Annotated in this window: 15 protein-coding genes; 8 read left to right on the top strand and 7 right to left on the bottom strand. The window is 69.7% G+C overall.

From position 1 onward, the window contains the following. Positions 1–59: 59 nt before the first annotated feature. A complete protein-coding gene (locus CGU35_RS13055; RefSeq protein ID WP_100812012.1) occupies positions 60–1,085 on the bottom strand; it encodes an NADPH:quinone reductase in 1,026 nt (341 codons plus the stop codon). 180 nt (positions 1,086–1,265) lie between these two features. Between CGU35_RS13055 and CGU35_RS13050 the strand changes: the two genes are divergently transcribed. After that, a complete protein-coding gene (locus CGU35_RS13050) occupies positions 1,266–2,549 on the top strand; it encodes an HNH endonuclease signature motif containing protein (protein ID WP_157813980.1) in 1,284 nt (427 codons plus the stop codon). 81 nt (positions 2,550–2,630) lie between these two features. Here CGU35_RS13050 and CGU35_RS13045 read toward each other — a convergent pair whose 3' ends face one another. Beyond that, positions 2,631–3,188, bottom strand: a complete 558-nt coding sequence (locus CGU35_RS13045) for a nucleosidase (protein ID WP_100812179.1) — start codon at positions 3,186–3,188, stop codon at positions 2,631–2,633. Between the two features lie 56 nt (positions 3,189–3,244). On the opposite strand from CGU35_RS13045, the gene CGU35_RS13040 reads away from it, so the two are divergent. Together CGU35_RS13040 and CGU35_RS13035 are read left to right on the top strand one after the other, a co-directional pair. Continuing rightward, positions 3,245–3,856 carry a nucleoside deaminase gene (locus CGU35_RS13040; RefSeq protein WP_181003312.1) on the top strand — a complete coding sequence of 204 codons (612 nt, stop codon included), beginning with the start codon at positions 3,245–3,247 and terminating at the stop codon, positions 3,854–3,856. Between the two features lie 77 nt (positions 3,857–3,933). Then, the gene (locus CGU35_RS13035) at positions 3,934–4,527 is read left to right on the top strand and encodes a hypothetical protein (RefSeq protein ID WP_100812010.1); all 594 of its coding nucleotides are present in this window, start codon (positions 3,934–3,936) and stop codon (positions 4,525–4,527) included. Between the two features lie 7 nt (positions 4,528–4,534). Here the strand turns inward: CGU35_RS13035 and CGU35_RS13030 are convergent, their stop codons facing one another. After that, positions 4,535–6,613: an NAD(+) synthase gene (locus CGU35_RS13030; RefSeq protein ID WP_100812009.1), complete on the bottom strand. Its 2,079-nt coding sequence runs from the start codon at positions 6,611–6,613 to the stop codon at positions 4,535–4,537. 31 nt (positions 6,614–6,644) lie between these two features. Here CGU35_RS13030 and CGU35_RS13025 point away from each other — a divergent pair, with 31 nt between their 5' ends. Continuing rightward, positions 6,645–8,123, top strand: a complete 1,479-nt coding sequence (locus CGU35_RS13025; RefSeq protein ID WP_100812177.1) for an MFS transporter — start codon at positions 6,645–6,647, stop codon at positions 8,121–8,123. A gap of 51 nt (positions 8,124–8,174) precedes the next feature. Continuing rightward, positions 8,175–11,690: a TM0106 family RecB-like putative nuclease gene (locus tag CGU35_RS13020; RefSeq protein WP_100812008.1), complete on the top strand. Its 3,516-nt coding sequence runs from the start codon at positions 8,175–8,177 to the stop codon at positions 11,688–11,690. On the opposite strand, the gene CGU35_RS13015 is transcribed toward CGU35_RS13020, so the two are convergent. Next, positions 11,638–12,150 carry a gluconokinase gene (locus CGU35_RS13015; protein ID WP_100812007.1) on the bottom strand — a complete coding sequence of 171 codons (513 nt, stop codon included), beginning with the start codon at positions 12,148–12,150 and terminating at the stop codon, positions 11,638–11,640. The two genes, CGU35_RS13020 and CGU35_RS13015, sit on opposite strands and share 53 nt — an antisense overlap. A gap of 81 nt (positions 12,151–12,231) precedes the next feature. Here CGU35_RS13015 and CGU35_RS13010 point away from each other — a divergent pair, with 81 nt between their 5' ends. Then, complete coding sequence (locus CGU35_RS13010; RefSeq protein WP_100812006.1) at positions 12,232–12,609, top strand: hypothetical protein; 378 nt, start codon at positions 12,232–12,234, stop codon at positions 12,607–12,609. A gap of 11 nt (positions 12,610–12,620) precedes the next feature. On the opposite strand, the gene upp is transcribed toward CGU35_RS13010, so the two are convergent. Continuing rightward, positions 12,621–13,253: a uracil phosphoribosyltransferase gene (upp, locus tag CGU35_RS13005; RefSeq protein ID WP_100812005.1), complete on the bottom strand. Its 633-nt coding sequence runs from the start codon at positions 13,251–13,253 to the stop codon at positions 12,621–12,623. Between the two features lie 92 nt (positions 13,254–13,345). Between upp and CGU35_RS13000 the strand changes: the two genes are divergently transcribed. Beyond that, positions 13,346–13,792 (top strand): nucleoside deaminase, encoded by a 447-nt coding sequence (locus CGU35_RS13000; RefSeq protein WP_100812176.1) that lies wholly within the window; start codon positions 13,346–13,348, stop codon positions 13,790–13,792. Here CGU35_RS13000 and CGU35_RS12995 read toward each other — a convergent pair. Together CGU35_RS12995 and CGU35_RS12990 are read right to left on the bottom strand one after the other, a co-directional pair. Then, the gene (locus tag CGU35_RS12995; protein ID WP_100812004.1) at positions 13,696–14,676 is read right to left on the bottom strand and encodes a cation diffusion facilitator family transporter; all 981 of its coding nucleotides are present in this window, start codon (positions 14,674–14,676) and stop codon (positions 13,696–13,698) included. The two genes, CGU35_RS13000 and CGU35_RS12995, sit on opposite strands and share 97 nt — an antisense overlap. A 13-nt stretch (positions 14,677–14,689) precedes the next feature. Beyond that, positions 14,690–15,802, bottom strand: coding sequence for an alpha/beta hydrolase (locus tag CGU35_RS12990; protein ID WP_100812003.1), 1,113 nt, complete (start codon positions 15,800–15,802; stop codon positions 14,690–14,692). Between the two features lie 80 nt (positions 15,803–15,882). On the opposite strand from CGU35_RS12990, the gene proC reads away from it, so the two are divergent. Continuing rightward, the gene (gene proC / locus CGU35_RS12985; protein WP_100812002.1) at positions 15,883–16,740 is read left to right on the top strand and encodes a pyrroline-5-carboxylate reductase; all 858 of its coding nucleotides are present in this window, start codon (positions 15,883–15,885) and stop codon (positions 16,738–16,740) included. Positions 16,741–16,748 lie beyond the last annotated feature (8 nt).

Genomic DNA, 16,748 nt, shown 5'->3' with positions numbered 1-16,748 from the left:
GCGCCGTATCGCCGTGCGGGCGCAACTGCTGGACGCGGATCGCCCCGGGACCGGGCGGGTCAGCTCGTTGCTACGTCGATGAGCGCTTTGCCGACGAGCCCGCCTTCGACCGCGTCATGGGCAGGGGCGGTCTGGTCCAGGGCGAACCGCGTGATCGGCAGGCCGGCGTCTCGGCCGACGGGGAGCGCGCCGTCGCGGAGCGCGCCCGTCACATCATCGACAGCCGCGCCGATCGCATCCGTCCCCATCGTGTAGAGCAGCAAGAACTGGTACCGGATGTTGAGAGCGAAGTGCGTGCGGATGTCGATGCTCATCTGGGTTCCGCCGTCGGTCGCGTAGACGGCGACGGAGCCGTGGTTGGCCAGGACGGCGGCGTTCAGTTCGGCGTTGCGTGCGGGGGAGACTTCGACGACGATGTCCACCCCGTCGGGGGCCACCGCGCGGATCTCGGCGGCTGCGTCCTGCTCCCGATAGTTGACGACGTTGTGCGCCCCGGCCGCGGTGGCGAGAGCCGCTTTTGCGTCGGAAGAGACCGTTGTGACAACGGTCGCGCCGGCCCAGCGTGCGAGCTGGATGGCGGCGTGTCCGACCGCGCCCGCCCCACCCGCGACCAGCACGGTCCGGCCGGTGAGTGCTCCGGGGGCGAGCCGCGTCGGTCCTCCGTCGTGCACGGTGAGCGCTCGATGCGCCGTCAGCGCCGGCACGCCGAGCGAGGCGCCGACATCGAACGAGGCGTTGTCGGGCAGCCGCGCGACGAGAGTTGCCGGGAGGACGGTGTACTCCTGCGCCGTACCGGTGGGGCGGTCGAAGGCCGAGAGGAACATCCAGACGCGGTCCCCGGGCGAGTAGTCTTCGACACCGCTTCCGACGGCGTCGATGATGCCCGCACCATCCTGGTTCGGCGCCTGCTCCGGAAAGCGCGCCGGGGCGGGTGCGCCGCCCGCCCGGCTCTTCCAGTCCGTCGGATTGACGCCAGAAACGATCACGCGAACCCGGACCTCGCCGTTGCCGGGTTCGGGGATCGGCCTGTCGACCTCGTGGAGGACGTCGGAGTTTCCGGTCTGGGAGTAGACGATGGAGCGCATGATTCCGGCAACCCGTTCACGTTGTCGGGCATTCCCGTTGCGTGCTTCGGCCGCGGCGTTGGTTGTGTGAGCGGCCGGTTGGCGAAGATGTGGGAACTCTCATCTTTCGCGCTCTGATGTGGCGTGATTTCGGTGTTTTTCGGGCGTCGGATGTCGGTGGTCGTCCGTAGAGTTTCGAACATGCATTCGAACACACGTGTCGCGTCCGATGACGATGTCGATGTTGCCGCGCGTGATCTCGCGGTGCGGTTCGCCGAGGCGTCCCGGACGGTGGCGCGGGCGCAAGCCGCGCAGGCGCGGGTGTTGGCGGATGCGGCCGACCTCGGGATGCGGCGCGTTGCCGAGTTGGTGTCGGTCTCGTCGCGTGAGGCGGAGTTGCCGGTGCGGGCGTTGGCGGCGGAGTTGGGTGTCGCGGCGAACATGTCCGACCGGACGGTGCAACGCCGCATGAACGACGCCGCGGTGTTGGCCGAGGCGTTCCCGGCGACGTTCGACGCGTGGGATGCGGGCCGGGTCGGTGCGGGGCATGTTGCGGTGATCATGGAGCACGGGTTGCCGCTTGTGGATGCGGAGGCGCGGTCGGAGTTCGAGGCTGCGGCGTTGGTCCGGGCAGAGGGAACCACGCCCGGCTGTTTGGGGTCTGCGTTGGCGCGGCTCGCGGAATCCCTCCAACCCCGGTCGTTGGCGGAGCGCCACCGGGAAGCGCGTGCGTCGCGGGGTGCGTGTGTGCGGGACCTCGGGGACGGGATGGCGGAGTTCACCTCTGTGCAGCCCGCCGTCCTGGCGCATGCGATGCACGACCGGATCACGCAACAAGCGCGGGCGATCAAGAACGCCGACCCGGGTGATGTGAGGACGGTGGATCAGATTCGTGCGGACCTGGTCGCGGACATGCTGCTCACCACCACGCCGACCGTCGAAACCGGTGCCGGACTCTCTGACGGGTTCGGTGGGTTGGGTGCGATCCGGGCGATCGTGAACGTCACCGTCCCCGCCCTCGCTCTGGCCGGGGTCACGGATGAACCGGCCGAGCTCGCCGGGCGGTGCCCGATCGACCCCGCGACCGCCCGCGCTCTCGCCGGGCACGCGACGGGGTGGGAACGGGTCCTCGCCGACCCGATCACCGGGTGCGTTCTCGCCGTCGACCGATACACGCCGTCGGCGGACATGAAACGGTTCCTGCGCGTACGGGATCAGCGCTGCCGGTTCCCCGGGTGCCGGCAACCCGCACACCGATGCGACCGCGACCACACCCACGACTACGCCCTCGGCGGCGAAACCCGCACCTGCAACCTCGCGTGCCTCTGCAAGAGACACCACACCCTGAAAGGCGAAACAGGCTGGACCGTCCGACAACTCGGCGGCGGTGTCCTGGAATGGACGTCGCCGGGTGGGCACGTCTACATCGACAAACCACCCCCGGCAGTCCACTTCACCCCCAACACCGACCCACCACCCTTCTGATCGGCAGGTGGAGCCATGCCTTGCGGTCGCTGAGATCGATGGAGTGTCCCGTTGGGTTCACAACCCCTCAGGGAACCACCGCTAGAGCCCGTAGTCGGAGCGGAAGCTCTGCCAGAGCGCTGCGCTGCACGCCGCGACGACCTCGTCCCAGAGTTGCGTTGCGCCGTCTTGTGCGCGGTCCGAGACAGCCTTGATGATGCGCAGCGGCACCCCGAACTCCCCGGCGACATACGCGTAGGCGTACGCCTCCATGTCGACCAGCACGGCATCGAGCGCGCGGATGCGAACGACCGCCTCCGCGTCGTCGACGAAGATGTCGCCCGTGGCGATCGCGTGGCCCGGGTTCGACAGCTCTATGCGGGCCGGGAGCGAGACGTGCTGACCGACGATCCCGTCCAAATCGCTCACATCGTGCTGCAGGACGGCCCCGATCTCGTGAACGGCCGCCTCGACGTCGGGATCCAGCGCACCTGCGGTGCCGACGACCACGACCTCCGTGTAGTCACGAGCCGAGAGCGCACGCGTCAGGGCGACGGCGGCCTTCAGCTTGCCGGGCCCGGTCACCAGGCGGTCGAAGCCGTCGATCTGAGCGGGGAAGGCCACGAGTTCGGCATCCAGAGCCGCGACGAGAAGTCTCACGGTCACCCATTCTGTCCCGTCACGAGCGCGACACACGCATCCGGCAAGATGAGGCCATGGATATGGCCTATTTCTCCACCGGGTACTCGGTGAACCTTCCCGACTGGATCGCCGAAGAACTGCACGGCGTGCCGGATATCATCCCGGACCGTGCCGAACGGATGGCGCTCGTGCACCGTCTCGCCGATCGCAACTGGCGGGAGGGGAACGGCGGACCGTTCGCCGCGCTCGTCGCCGAGACCGACACGGGACGCATCGTGTCCGTCGGGGTCAACGTCGTCCTCGGCAGCGGCATCTCGTCGGCACACGCCGAGGTCACCGCGCTCGGCACGGCGCAGGCCCGTGTCGGATCCTGGGACCTCGGGGCCGAGGGACTGTCGCCCCACGAACTGGTCGTCAACTGGCGTCCGTGCGTGCAGTGCTACGGCGCCACCATGTGGTCGGGTGTGCGCACCCTCGTCGTCGCTGGTTCTGGTCCCGAGCTCGAAGAGATCAGCACCTTCGACGAGGGGCCGATGGTCGAGGACTGGGCTGAGCAGTTCGAGGCCCGCGGAATCGAGGTCGTGCAGGACGTGCTGCGCGACGAGGCCCTCGCGGTCTTCCGCGCCTACCGCGCGGCCGTCGACAGCGGCGGCATCGTCGTCTACAACGCCCGCTCCGGCGACTGAGGGTGGCGCGATCCACTGTTACGTGATCGGCCGGTGCGGGACATCCGCCCGCAACACGAGCGGACGTAGGCTGAGTCATGGCGCACTCAGACACCTCCCCTTTCGCGGGAGCCACCGGAACGATCGTCGCAATCGTCGGTTCTGAATCGGCGAGCGCGATCTCGACTCTCGAGGGCATCCCGGGAGTCGAGACCCTCTCGCTGCGGGATTCCGATCCCGCCACCGCCGCTCGCCGAATCTCGGCGTGCAGCACACCCTGGATCGTGCACGACGCCGATCCCCTCGAACACGTCGCGGCCGCGTGGGTCGAACTCTACGAGGAACGCGCGACGCTCGGCACGCTCGAGGTCGAGGTCGAGGCGGCGCTCGCCCACTTCGAGGAGGGCACGGCGCTGATGCCCGACTACTACATCGTGCTCGATCCGGACGCGGCCGACGACACGTGGCGGCACTGGTGGTGCGGCGCCCTCGGATTCCGGGCTCCGCGTCGGGTCCTTCCCGCGGCATCCCCGGCGACACCGGGTGACACCGCGTTCCGGCGGCTGCTTACGGCGCTGCCGACCTCGCGCCCGTGGCCCGAGCCCGTCACGTGGTTGCCCGGCCTGGCGTTCGAGATCCCCGACCGCGTGGGTCTGCGTGACCGGACGCCCGACGCGGACGCCGCGGCCTGAGTGCGCATCAGTCGGAGGCGAGCTCGGGCAGGGCCTGCCGTAGCTCGTCGAGCCAGGCCTGCGCGTTCCCATCCGAGGGTGCCCGCCAGTCGCCGCGCGGCGAGAGCGAGCCCGCGGCCGAGACCTTCGGTCCGTTCGGCAGCGCCGAACGCTTGAACTGCGCGAAAGCGAAATAGCGCTTCAGGAACACCTCGAGCCACCGCACGATCGTCGCCAGGTCGTAGGACAGCCGAGCGTCTTCGGGGAACCCCGGCGGCCAGCCCGCGGCATCCGGGTCCGCCCACGCCTCGTGCGCGAGGAAAGCGATCTTGGACGGCAGGAAGCCGTACCGCAACACGTGGAAGAGCGTGAAGTCGTGCAGCGCATACGGGCCGACGAGCGATTCGGTGGACTGCGTCGCGCCGTCCGCGTCGGCCGGCACGAGCTCGGGACTGATCTCGGTGTCGAGCACCGATTGCAGAACGGCGGCTTCCGCGGCGTCGACGCCCTCGCCCGCGGCGATGACCCAGCGGATGATGTGCTGGATGAGCGTCTTCGGAACTCCGGTGTTGACCGCGTAGTGGCTCATCTGGTCGCCGACGCCGTACGTCGCCCACCCCAGCGCGAGCTCCGACAGGTCGGACGTGCCGATCACGATCCCGCCGTTCTGGTTGGCGAGACGGAAGAGGTAGTCGGTGCGCAGGCCCGCCTGGACGTTCTCGAAGGTCACGTCGTAGACCGGTTCGCCGCCGCTGAAGGGATGCCCGATCTTCTCAAGCATCTCGTTGGCCGCGTCGCGGATGTCGATGGTCTCGATCGAGGCGCCGACGGCCTCGGCGAGGGCGATCGCGTTCGATTTCGTGTGGTCGCTCGTCGCGAAGCCGGGCATGGTGTACGCCAGGATGTCGGAGCGGGGACGACCCATCCGGTCCATCGCGCGCGCCACCACGAGCAGTGCGTGCGTCGAGTCGATGCCGCCGCTGACGCCGATGACCGGCTTCGGGCCGCCGATCGCCGTCAGGCGTTGGACGAGTCCCGTGACCTGGATGTTGAAGGCCTCGTAGCAGTCCTGGGCCAGGCGCGCGGGGTCGTCGGGCACGAACGGGAAACGATCGATCGGACGCCTGAGCCCCGTCTCGTGCGCGGGGACGCCGAGCGTGAACGGCACCGTCACGAATGCGCCGGTGCGTACCGCGTGCGTGCGGCGGTTGTCGTCGAACGTGCCCTGCCTGGCGCGATCCTGGCGGATCCGATCGAGGTCGACGTCCGCGACCGACCGGCGCGGGCCATCCGGGAAGCGCTCGGTCTCGGCGAGCAGCCCGCCGAGCTCGTAGATCATCGTCTGGCCGTCCCACGACAGGTCGTTGGTCGACTCGCCCTGACCGGCGGCGGCGTAGACGTAGGCCGAGAGGCAGCGGAACGACTGCGCTCGGCAGAGGATCGCGCGCTCGTCTGCCCGGCCGATCGTGATGGGGCTGCCCGACAGGTTGACCATCACGGTGGCACCGGCGAGCGCGGCCTCGGACGACGGTGGGATCGGAACCCACACGTCCTCGCAGACCTCCGCGTGCAGCACCAGACCCGGTAGGTCCTCGGCGGCGAAGAGCAGGTGGGGTCCGAACGGTGCCTCCGCGCCCGCAACCGAGATCCAGCGCGCCTCATCGCCGGTCAGTTCGTCGCCGGCCGCGTACCAGCGGCGCTCGTAGAACTCGCGATAGGTGGGCAGGTAGGACTTCGGCACGACGCCGAGCAGCTCGCCGCCGTGGATGACGACGGCGCAGTTGTAGAGCCGGTTGCGGTGCCTGAGCGGCGCGCCGACGACGAGCACGGTCATGAGATCGCGTGACGCCTCGATCAGACGCCCGATCGCGGCCTCGGTCGCATCCAGGAGGGCATCCTGCAGTACGAGGTCGTCGATGGCATACCCGGTCAGGCAGAGTTCGGGGAAGACCGCGACGGCCACGGCGTCGTCGTGGCATTCGCGGGCGGTCTCGAGAACAGCCCGGGCATTCGAGGCGGGGTCACCGATGCGCACCGGGATCGTGCACGCCGCAACGCGCGCAAAGCCGTGGCGGTAGGCGTTGCGGAACGGAAGGCCGTCGGTCATCACCCCAGTCTGGCACCCTAGGGTGGTCAGGATGAGTACGGCACCCCCGGAAGAGCCACCGCGCACGCGTGAGATCGCCCTCACCGAGCGGCATCGGTGGCGTGCCTACTGGGTCTGCGTCGGTGTCGCCGCCCTCACGATCCTCGACCTCAGCAAGGTCAACGTGGCCCTGCCCTCCATCGAGAAGGCGTTCGGCGCCGGATCGACCGAGCTGCAGCTCGTCGTGTCGGGCTACGTGCTGGCGTTCGGTCTGGCGCTCGTCCCGATGGGGCGACTCGGCGACCAGCGCTCGCGTCGCGCCTTGTTCATCGTCGGCCTCTCACTGTTCACGGTGACCAGCCTCGTCTGCGCTCTGGCGCAGGACGTCACCGTCCTGCTCGTCGCCCGGTTGATCCAGGGCGTTGCCGCCGGCATCCAGATGCCCCAGGTGCTGGGCCTGATCCAGCAGTTGTTCCGCGGGGCGGAGCGCGGCAAGGCGTTCGGTCTGTTCGGCGCGAGCATCGGGATTGCGACCGCCTTCGGGCCGACGCTCGGTGGGCTCGCCATCGCGATCGGTGGTCCGACCGACGGATGGCGCGGCATCTTCTGGATGAACGTTCCCCTGGCGCTGATCGCGATCGCCGCGGCGATCTGGCTGCTGCCGGCCACGCGGACGAAGTCGAGGCGCAAGCTCTCGCTCGACCCGGTCGGCATCCTGCTGTTCGGGCTCGCGGTCGTCTCGCTGCTCTGGCCCTTCCTCTTCACGACCGGCTCACCGACGGACGACCCGAACCGGTGGTGGCTGCTCGTTCCATCCGTGCTCTTCATCGGCACTTTCATCGTCTGGGAGCGGACATACCAGGCGCGGGGGCACCAGCCCCTCGTCCCGCTCGGGCTGTTCCGGGTCTCGTCGTACCGCAATGGCACGATCTTGGCGTCGGCCTACTTCGCCGCGCTTCCCGCGCTGTTCTTGCTGACCACGCTGTATCTGCAGGGAGGGGTCGGCCTCGAGCCGGTCTTCGCGGGCATGGTCACGATCGGATTCGCCCTCGCGAGCGCCCTGACCTCGTGGTTCGGCGGTCTGTGGGTCAACCGGATCGGTCGACCGCTCGTGGTGTGGGGGCTCGCGATCCTGCTGGCAGGCACGGCCGGGCTCGTTCTGGCGGCCCTCTTCGTGCCGTCGGGCGCCGTGATCTGGGTCATGGCGGCGATCATGGTCGCCGCCGGAGCGGGTGGCGGGCTCGTCGTCTCGCCCAACCAGACGCTCGCGCTCGCCGACATCCCGCCCAAACGCGGCGGCCTCGCGGGGTCGGTGAGTCAGCTCGGGCAGCGCATCGGAACATCCATCGGCACCGCCATCGCGCTCGCCTTCTTCTACGCGACGATCTACAGCGAAGGTGATTCCGTCCCCACGATCGTCGTCTATCACGACGCGTACGCGGTCGGGATGGTCACGGTCGGTGTCGGCATCTCTCTCGCATTCGTCGTCTCGCTGGTCGACCTGACGGCACGCACGAAGAAGTCCACGTAGTCCGATCGGCTGTCCGAGGCCGCGGGTAGGGTCGCAGACGGAGGGGACCCCGTGCGATACATCGAGAACGAAGGCCGACTGGTGACGAGCGCGAGCGACCTCAAAGCCGCGTCGGAATGCGAGTTCGCGTGGGTCCGTGCGATCGATGCGCGGCTGGGCCGCATCGAGCAGGTCGTCGAACCCGAAGATCTCACACTGGAGCGCGCGGCACGACTCGGCGATCGACACGAGCGGCGCGTGCTCGAGCGGTATCGGGAGGAGGATCCGGATGGCGTGGCCACCATCGCTCAGGTGTCGTCGGTCGATGCTCCGGCCCTGGCAGAAGCCGTCCGCCTCACGAACGCGGCGCTCGCGGACCCCTCCGTGCGCATCATCTATCAGGCGGCGTTCGCCACCGCCGACTTCGTCGGCTTCGCCGACTTCCTGATTCGGGACGAGAGCGGGCGCTGGCTGGTTCAAGACACCAAGCTCGCACGTCGTGCTCGCGTCACCGCGCTCATGCAGCTCGCGGCATACGTACAGCGGCTCGATGAACTCGGCGTGCCGCGGTCGGATCGCGTCGAGCTGTTGCTCGGCGATGGCACGACGAGCTCGCATCTCGTGGACGACATCCTGCCCGTCTATCACCTGCGCTACGCGCGCCTGGTCGAACTGATCGAGAGCCGTCACCTCGAGCGGGGTCCCGCCGATGCGCCCGCCGCCTGGGGTGACGACCGGTATTTCGCCTGCGGTCGATGTGCCACGTGCCAGATCGAGGTCGAGGCATCCCGCGACCTGCTGCTGGTGGCGGGCATGCGGCCGCTGCAGCGCACGAAACTCCGCGACGCCGGCATCCGCACCCTGGACGAACTCTCGGTCGCGCAGGCGCCGCCCGCGAAGATGAACGCGGACGTCTTCGGCCTGCTCCGCACGCAGGCGCAGTTGCAGCGTGCGTCCGAGATCGCCCTGGCGGACGCCCCCGATGACATGACTCCCGTGCCGGTGTACCGCGTGGTCGAGCCCGCGGCCCTGGCCGCGCTGCCGCCCGCGGATCCCGGCGACCTGTTCTTCGACTTCGAGGGCGATCCGCTCTACACCGAGGGTGTGGGCACGGAGTGGGGCATCGACTACCTGTTCGGCTGGGTCGACGAACGCGAGAACTTCTCACGCCTCTGGGCGCACTCGTTCGACGAGGAGCGTGTCGCCCTCTCACGCTTCCTCGACTTCGTCGACCTGCACCGCCTGGCACATCCCGGCATGCACATCTACCACTACGCCCCGTACGAGCCGACGCATCTGCTGGCGATGGCCGCACGGCACGGCACGGGCGAGGCGCAGGTCGATCGGCTGCTACGCGACGGTGTCTTCGTCGATCTGTACCCGATCGTTCGGCGTGCCCTTCGGGTCGGGTCGCGTTCGTACTCCATCAAGAAGCTCGAGCCGCTCTACATGGGCGACGAGACGCGGCAGAGCGATGTCCAGCGCGGCGACGAGTCGATCGTCCGGTACGTCGAGGCGCGGATGCTCCAGGACGCCGGCGACGACGCGGGCGCCGAAGCGATCCTCGACGACATCGCCGACTACAACCGTTACGACTGCGTCTCGACGCGGCGTCTGCGCAACTGGTTACGCGACCGCGCGGACGAGGTGGGCATCGTCTCGGCCGCCGACCCCGAGCCCGATGGCGCCGGGTACGAGCCGTCGCCGCGTGCCGTCGCGCTGACCGCGCTCGCCGAGGGGGCTGATGCGGAATCCACAGATCCAGATGCCCGGGCCCTGCGCCTCGGCGCGGCCGCGATCGACTATTACCCGCGCGAGGCGAAGAGCTTCTGGGCGACCCACTTCCTGCGGTTGCGTGAGCCCGTGTCGGTGTGGGAGCAGAGCCGCGATGTCGCGGTGCTGGACGCTTCGCGCTGCGAGGTCGTGGAGGACTGGCACCGGGCCGAGGGGCAACGGGTGGATCGACGCATCCTGCGCCTGCGCGGAGAACTCGCGCCGGGCACACGGCTGTCGGTGGGGAGCGAACCGTTCCTGCTGTACGAACTCCCGGCGCCTTTCGTCTTCGAGGCGTCGCCGCGGTGGCTGCATGCCGATCACCGCGGTCGCGTCCTCGAAGAACTCGAGGACGGTGCGCTCGTGGAAGAACGCGCCCGGGGCGGGTTCACCTGGGGCGAACTGCCGATCGCGATCACCCCCGCCGCGCCGCCGCGCGCCCTGTCGCAGCAGGTGGCGATCGACGAGTGGGCCGACAGCGTGATCGCGGCGAGCCCCGCTTTCCCCGCCGATCCGGCGACCGACCTGCTGCGGCGTCGTCCGCCGCGGCTGAGCGCGGGTCGGCCGGAACCAGCCGACGCGGCCGATCCCGTTCCGGCGATCGTCGCGACGCTCCGCGACCTCGACCGCAGCTACCTCGCGGTGCAGGGCCCCCCGGGAACGGGCAAGACGTATGTCGGATCACACGTGATCGAGCGTCTGGTGCGCGAACACAGCTGGAAGATCGGCGTCGTGGCCCAGTCGCACGCGGTCGTCGAGCACATGCTCGATCGGGTGATCGACGCCGGGGTGCCGGCCGCGCGGGTCGGCAAGGCGCCCAAGGACGACACCGCCGAGGTGCGGTTCACGCCGCTGCCCAAGAACGGCGTCGCGGCATTTGCGCACGAGCACGCCGTGTCGGGGTTCGTGGTCGGCGGGACCGCCTGGGACTTCAGCCACGACGGTCGTTTCCCGCGCGGATCGCTCGACCTGCTCGTGATCGACGAGGCCGGGCAGTTCTCGCTCGCCTCGACGATCGCGGTGTCGGTCGCCGCGCAGCGACTGCTCCTGCTGGGCGACCCGCAGCAGCTCCCGCAGGTGAGCCAGGGAACGCATCCGGAACCCGTCGACACGTCGGCGCTCGGCTGGATCATGGACGGCTCGGCGGTGTTGCCCGATGCTCTCGGGTACTTCCTGCCCGAGAGTCGCCGCATGCATCCGCGCGTCGCCCTGCCCGTGTCGAACCTGTCGTACGCCGGGCGTCTCGCCTCCCACCCTTCCGCCGCCCTGCGCTCGATCGATGGCGTCGAGCCGGGGTTGCACTGCGTTCCGATCCCCCATCACGGCAACGCGACGGCGTCGGTCGAAGAGGCGGCCTCGGTCGTCGAGCTGGTGAGCGGGCTGATCGGATCGACGTGGACGGACCTGAACCGCGACGGAGGGGAGGCGCGGGTCGCGCCTCCACGACCGCTCACGGCCGACGACATCATCATCGTCACGCCCTACAACGCGCAGGCGGCGACCGTCCTCGCGGCCCTCGCGGCGGCGCAGCTCCCGCCCGTGCGTGTCGGAACGGTCGACAAGTTCCAGGGGCAAGAGGCCGCGGTGTCGATCGTGTCGCTCGCCGCCTCGTCCGGGCGCGACGCGCCCCGGGGGCTCGAGTTCCTGCTGCTCGCCAACCGTCTGAACGTCGCGATCTCGCGCGCCGAGGTCGCGGCTTTCCTCGTCTACTCGCCGGGTTTGCTCGACGATCTGCCCCATACCCCCGAAGGGGTGGCGCGGCTCAGCGGTTTCGCTCGGCTGGTGTCGGATCCAGTCGCTGTGCCGCGGCCGTGACGAGATCGTCGACGGGCAGACTCGCATCGACCGCGAACCCGGCCTCGGTGGCCGCGAGGGGCTCGAGCGTCGCCAGCTGAGAGGCGAGCAGCGAGGTCGGCATGAAGTGGCCCTCGCGAGCGCCCGCGCGGATGGCGAGCACGTCCGCGGGCGCGTCGAGATGAACGAAGACGGCGTCGGGCGCGGCGGCCCGGATGGCATCGCGGTAGCGCCGCGCCAGCGCGGAGCAGGCGATGACGGCGCCGCCGGGCTGCGAGGCCAGGGCGTCGCCGACGCGGCCGAGCCACGGCATCCGGTCGGCGTCCGTCAGCGCGATGCCCGCCGACATCGACGCGACCGCGGCGGCATCGTGCAGATCATCGGCATCGAGGAACGGGATCCCCAGGCGCTCAGCGAGGGCCGCGCCCACGGTCGACTTGCCGACGGCCGAGACCCCCATGACGACGATGCGGTGGTTCATCCCCCCAACGCTAGCGCGGGCCCGCCACGCCGAAACGCAAGCCTGCTGCGCCGGAGGGCGCGGATCCGCCACACTGATCGCATGAAAACCCGCATCCTGGCTCTTGCCGCCGCCGCTGTCTTCGCTACGTTCGCCCTCGCGGGCTGCTCGTCCTCGGGCGACAACGAGGTGATAGCCCCCGTCATCATGTCCGCTGAGGAGCTTCAGGGTGCGAGCGTCGAGCTTCGCGTCGGGCAGGCCCTCGACATCACCACGGGCGACCTCGCCGAAGACAGCTACTCGGCCGAGATCGCCGACTCGTCGATCGTGAGCTTCTCGAAGGGTGGCGAGCGCGACGGCGCGACGTTCAACCCGGGCCTGATGGCCGAGGCCGTGGGCGAGACCGAGGTGACGCTGACCAACGAGCAGGGTGGTATCCAGCCCGTCGAATTCACCGTGACTGTGGTCGCGAAGGAGTAGGTCGCGAAGGACTAGACGGTTCCGTAGAGCCGATCGCCGGCGTCGCCGAGTCCCGGAACGATGTAGCCCTTCTCGTTGAGACGCTCATCGAGCGCACCCAGCACGAGGGTCACATCGCGTCCGGCGACCTGGCGCTCGATCGCCGCGACGCCCTCGGGGGCGCCGAGCAGGCAGATCGCCGTGACGTCCTGCGCGCCGCGCTGGAACAGGAACTCGATGGCCGCGCCGAGCGATCCGCCCGTTGCGAGCATCGGGTCGAGCACGAAGCACTGGCGGTCGCTGAGGTCGTCGGGCAGACGCTCGGCATAGGTCGAGGGCTCGAGCGTCTCTTCGTTGCGCACCATGCCCAGAAAGCCGACCTCGGCGGTGGGCAGCAGCGTGACCATGCCCTCGAGCATGCCGAGGCCCGCGCGCAGGATCGGCACGACGAGCGGACGCGGGTTGCCGATGCGGACACCCGTGGTCGTCGTGACCGGCGTCTGGATCTCGACCTCTTCGACCCGCACGGCGCGCGTCGCCTCGTAGGCGAGCAGCGTCACCAGCTCGGAGGTGAGTTGGCGGAACACGGGCGACGGGGTGCGCTCGTCGCGCAACACCGTCAGCTTGTGGGTGATGAGGGGATGATCGGCGACATGCACACGCATAAGCACAGGCTACCGAGTCGTATGCTCGGGGCGTGACCGTCGAATCCCGGGGCATCTCGCCGACCGATGTCTCCGCCGCCGACCGCGCGGCGATGGCGCGCGCACTCGCACTCGCCGGCGAGGCGGGCGCCGCGGGTGATGTCCCCGTCGGGGCCGTCGTGACGGATGCCTCGGGAGCGATCGTCGCCGAGGGCCGGAATGAACGCGCGCTGACCGGGGATCCGACCGCCCACGCCGAGGTGCTGGCGCTCCGGCGCGCGGCCGAGATCGCCGGATCGTGGAACCTCGAGGGTCACACGCTCGTCGTCACCCTGGAGCCGTGCGTGATGTGCGCGGGTGCGCTCCTGCAGGCCCGGATTTCGCGTCTCGTCTTCGGTTCCTGGGACGACAAGGCGGGAGCCGCGGGGTCTGTCTACGACGTCGTCCGCGATCGGCGGTTGCCCTACCGCGCGGAGGTCGTCGGGGGAGTGGAGGCCGAGGCATCCGCCGCGCTGCTGGGCGCGTTCTTCGAGACACGCAGGATGTCCGGCTCGAGGTAGACCACGCGCGCCGCGGGAACGGCCGCGCGGATGCGTTCTTCGATCTCGTCGATCGTGGCCGCAACCTCATCGAGCGTGTGATCGGCGGGGAAGCCGAGCTTCGCGGCGACCATCAGTTCGTCGGGGCCGAGGTAGAGCGTCTTCATGTGGATGAGGGTGACGGGCGAGGCGCCGGATTCGATCGCGCGCAGAATGGCCGAGTGGTCGCCCTCGTTCGCGCCCTCGCTGACCAGGAGACTCTTGGTCTCGATGCCGAGGGTGATCGCGACGACGATCAGGAGCGTGCCGATCATCAGGGTGCCGAGCGCGTCGAACAGCGGATTGCCCGTGATGGCGGTGAGGCCCACACCGAGGAGTGCGAACACGAGGCCGATGAGCGCCGCGACGTCCTCGAGCAGCACGACGGGCAGTTCGGGGGCCTTGGCGTGCCGGATGAACGCCACCCAGGACTCGCCCTTGGCTCGAACGAGGTTGCTCTCGCGCACCGCGGTGCGAAGCGAGAACGATTCGAGCCCGATCGCGACGACCAGCACCGCGAGCGGGATCCAGACGTTCGTCACCTCGTGCGGGTGCGTCAGCTTCTCGACGCCCTCGTAGATCGAGAACAGCCCGCCGACCGAGAACAGGATGATCGACACGACGAAGGCGTAGACGTAGCGTTCGCGTCCGTAGCCGAACGGATGCTCCTGATCGGCCTTCTTGCGAGCCTTCCGGCCGCCGAGCAGCAGCAGGATCTGATTGCCCGAATCGGCGAGGGAGTGGATGCCCTCCGCGAGCATGGACGCCGATCCCGAGAAGAACCACGCGACGAACTTCGCGAGGGCGATGCCGAGGTTCGCGAGGAACGCGGCGATGATCGCCTTTCCGCCACCAGATGCACTCACGCCGCGCCGCCGCTCAGTCCGCGGACTTCAGGATGATCGCCTCGGTGGGCGGGGCGGGATCGGCGGGCTGATCGACGTAGCCGATCACGCGCAGCAGGGCGCGACGCACGTCCGCCGGGCGCTCGAGGTGCGGGGTGTGGCCCACGCCCGCGAGCGCGATCTCGGTCACGCTGCCGCCGTTGTCGGCGTACCGGGCGAGCACGTCGCGGGTCTGCGAGACCATCTGCTGCGCGGGTGCGATATCGGCACCCGGCCAGTCCGCGATCACGCCGGCCTCGCCGAGATACCCCGCTTCGAAGAACGACGTGTCGGACACGATGGCGTCGTCTTCGCCACGGATCCACAGGATCGGGGGTTTCGGGTTCAGGTGGACGATTCCCGAGACGTCGAAGTACTTCGGGGCGACGGCATTCATGACCCCGATCGCGCCCGGGGCGAAGCCGGGCCAGTTCTCCGACGCGACGGTCTCGCCCGGGTAGTTGCCGGTGGCGGTCGAGGTCGAGAGCATCGCCTCGACCCAGATGTCTTCGTGTGCGGACGTGTAGCCCGGTGCGACGTACGCGGCGCGGAACACGCTGCGGGGTGAGGTCGGGGCATCCGTCGACGTGTCGCGGGCGATCAGCCGCTCGACGAAATCGGGGTTCGCGACCCCCGCGCCCGTTCCGGCGTCGTCGTCGGTCAGCCGGGTGCCGTCGCGCCGCGTTCCCCCGAACCCGAACGGCGAGAGGGGGGATTCGAGCGTCAGGCTGAGCACCGGATGGTCGAGGGCGTACTGCATCGCGACCGCTGCCCCGAGGGCCCAGCCGACCAGGTGCGCGGGCGTCGCCTCGAGCAGCGCCAGCGTGGCATGCAGGTCGTCGCTGAAGTCGCGCACGCCCCGCGTGGCATCGACGGGCGCATTCTCGGTCGCGCCGAATCCGCGCAGGTCGACCGCGATGACGCGCAGGTCGCGCGGCAGATCCTGCATCAACTCCTGCCAGATCAGGCTCGACGACACCTGTCCGTGGATGAGCACGAGGGTGCGCTCGGGCGCCGTCGCCGCGTCGTCCTTCGTACGCTCGAGCACGTTCACCGTGAGCCGCGGGGTCTCGATCTGACGTGCGGTCATCCCGTCCAGAATCGTCATGATGTCCCTCTCCTCGGAGCCCTGTACTCAGAGCGCTGACTCCGAGCCGATCCTAGCCCGGCGACTCGTAGGATGACCTGATGGTCGACCACGAAGCATCCGTCCGTCCGCTCCCTCCCGTGGCGATTCTCGGCGCGGGATCGATGGGCGGCGCGATCCTGTCGGGCCTGCTCGCCTCGGGCACGCCCGTGCGCGGCGGGATCACCGTCACGAACCGCTCGCGCGAGAAGGCCGCCGCGCTCGCGGACCTGGCCGGGGTGACCTCGATCGCCCTCGCCGACGATGCCGATGGCAACGTGCGCGCTGTACGGGATGCGGACATCGTGCTGATCGGCGTGAAGCCCGCGATGGTGCCCGCTCTGCTGACCGAGATCGCTCCGGCGCTCCGCCCGGATGCCGTCGTCGTCAGCCTGGCCGCCGGTGTCACGCTCGAGACCTTCGCCGGGGTGCTCGGAGCGGAGGTCGCCGTGATCCGCTCGATGCCGAACACCCCCGCGGTGGTGCGCAAGGCCGTCACGGGCATCGCATCGGGGACCGCGGTGACCGCCGAACAGGTCGACGCCGTCCGGCGCCTTTTCGAGACGGTCGGCGTGGTCGTCGAGGTGCCCGAAGAGCGGATCGATCCGCTGTCGACGATCTCGGGATCGGGCCCCGCCTACGTCTTCCTCCTCGTCGAGGAGTTCACCCGCGCGGCCCGCGACCAGGGGTTCGCCGAGGCCGAGGCGCGTGTGCTCGCCGAGCAGACGTTCATCGGCGCATCCGCTCTGCTCGCCGCATCCGGAGAGCTGCCCGCCGAGCTGCGTCGGCGCGTCACCAGCCCCGGGGGCACGACCGAGCGGGCGATCGCGGTTCTGCAGGAGGGCGAGCTCGGCGCCCTGTTCTCGCGCGCGGCCGACGCCGCCCTCGCCCGGGCCCGCGAGCTGGCCGCCGGGAGCTGAATGGCCCG

Source organism: Microbacterium sp. BR1 (assembly GCF_002812725.1).
In the GTDB taxonomy this organism is placed as follows: Bacteria; Actinomycetota; Actinomycetes; order Actinomycetales; family Microbacteriaceae; genus Microbacterium.
Note: the sequence above shows the minus strand (reverse complement) of the source record. Positions and strands in the feature narration are given on the sequence as shown.

Excerpts from the sequence above, each read along its gene's own strand:
- upp (WP_100812005.1), bottom strand. The coding sequence starts at position 13,253 with ATGCGTGTGCATGTCGCCGATCATCCCCTCATCACCCACAAGCTGACG.
- CGU35_RS13035 (WP_100812010.1), top strand. The coding sequence starts at position 3,934 with ATGGCGCACTCAGACACCTCCCCTTTCGCGGGAGCCACCGGAACGATC.
- CGU35_RS13055 (WP_100812012.1), bottom strand. The coding sequence starts at position 1,085 with ATGCGCTCCATCGTCTACTCCCAGACCGGAAACTCCGACGTCCTCCAC.
- CGU35_RS13000 (WP_100812176.1), top strand. The coding sequence starts at position 13,346 with ATGGCGCGCGCACTCGCACTCGCCGGCGAGGCGGGCGCCGCGGGTGAT.
- CGU35_RS12990 (WP_100812003.1), bottom strand. The coding sequence starts at position 15,802 with ATGACGATTCTGGACGGGATGACCGCACGTCAGATCGAGACCCCGCGG.
- CGU35_RS13015 (WP_100812007.1), bottom strand. The coding sequence starts at position 12,150 with ATGAACCACCGCATCGTCGTCATGGGGGTCTCGGCCGTCGGCAAGTCG.
- CGU35_RS13025 (WP_100812177.1), top strand. The coding sequence starts at position 6,645 with ATGAGTACGGCACCCCCGGAAGAGCCACCGCGCACGCGTGAGATCGCC.
- proC (WP_100812002.1), top strand. The coding sequence starts at position 15,883 with ATGGTCGACCACGAAGCATCCGTCCGTCCGCTCCCTCCCGTGGCGATT.
- CGU35_RS13010 (WP_100812006.1), top strand. The coding sequence starts at position 12,232 with ATGAAAACCCGCATCCTGGCTCTTGCCGCCGCCGCTGTCTTCGCTACG.
- CGU35_RS13050 (WP_157813980.1), top strand. The coding sequence starts at position 1,266 with ATGCATTCGAACACACGTGTCGCGTCCGATGACGATGTCGATGTTGCC.
- CGU35_RS13030 (WP_100812009.1), bottom strand. The coding sequence starts at position 6,613 with ATGACCGACGGCCTTCCGTTCCGCAACGCCTACCGCCACGGCTTTGCG.
- CGU35_RS13040 (WP_181003312.1), top strand. The coding sequence starts at position 3,245 with ATGGATATGGCCTATTTCTCCACCGGGTACTCGGTGAACCTTCCCGAC.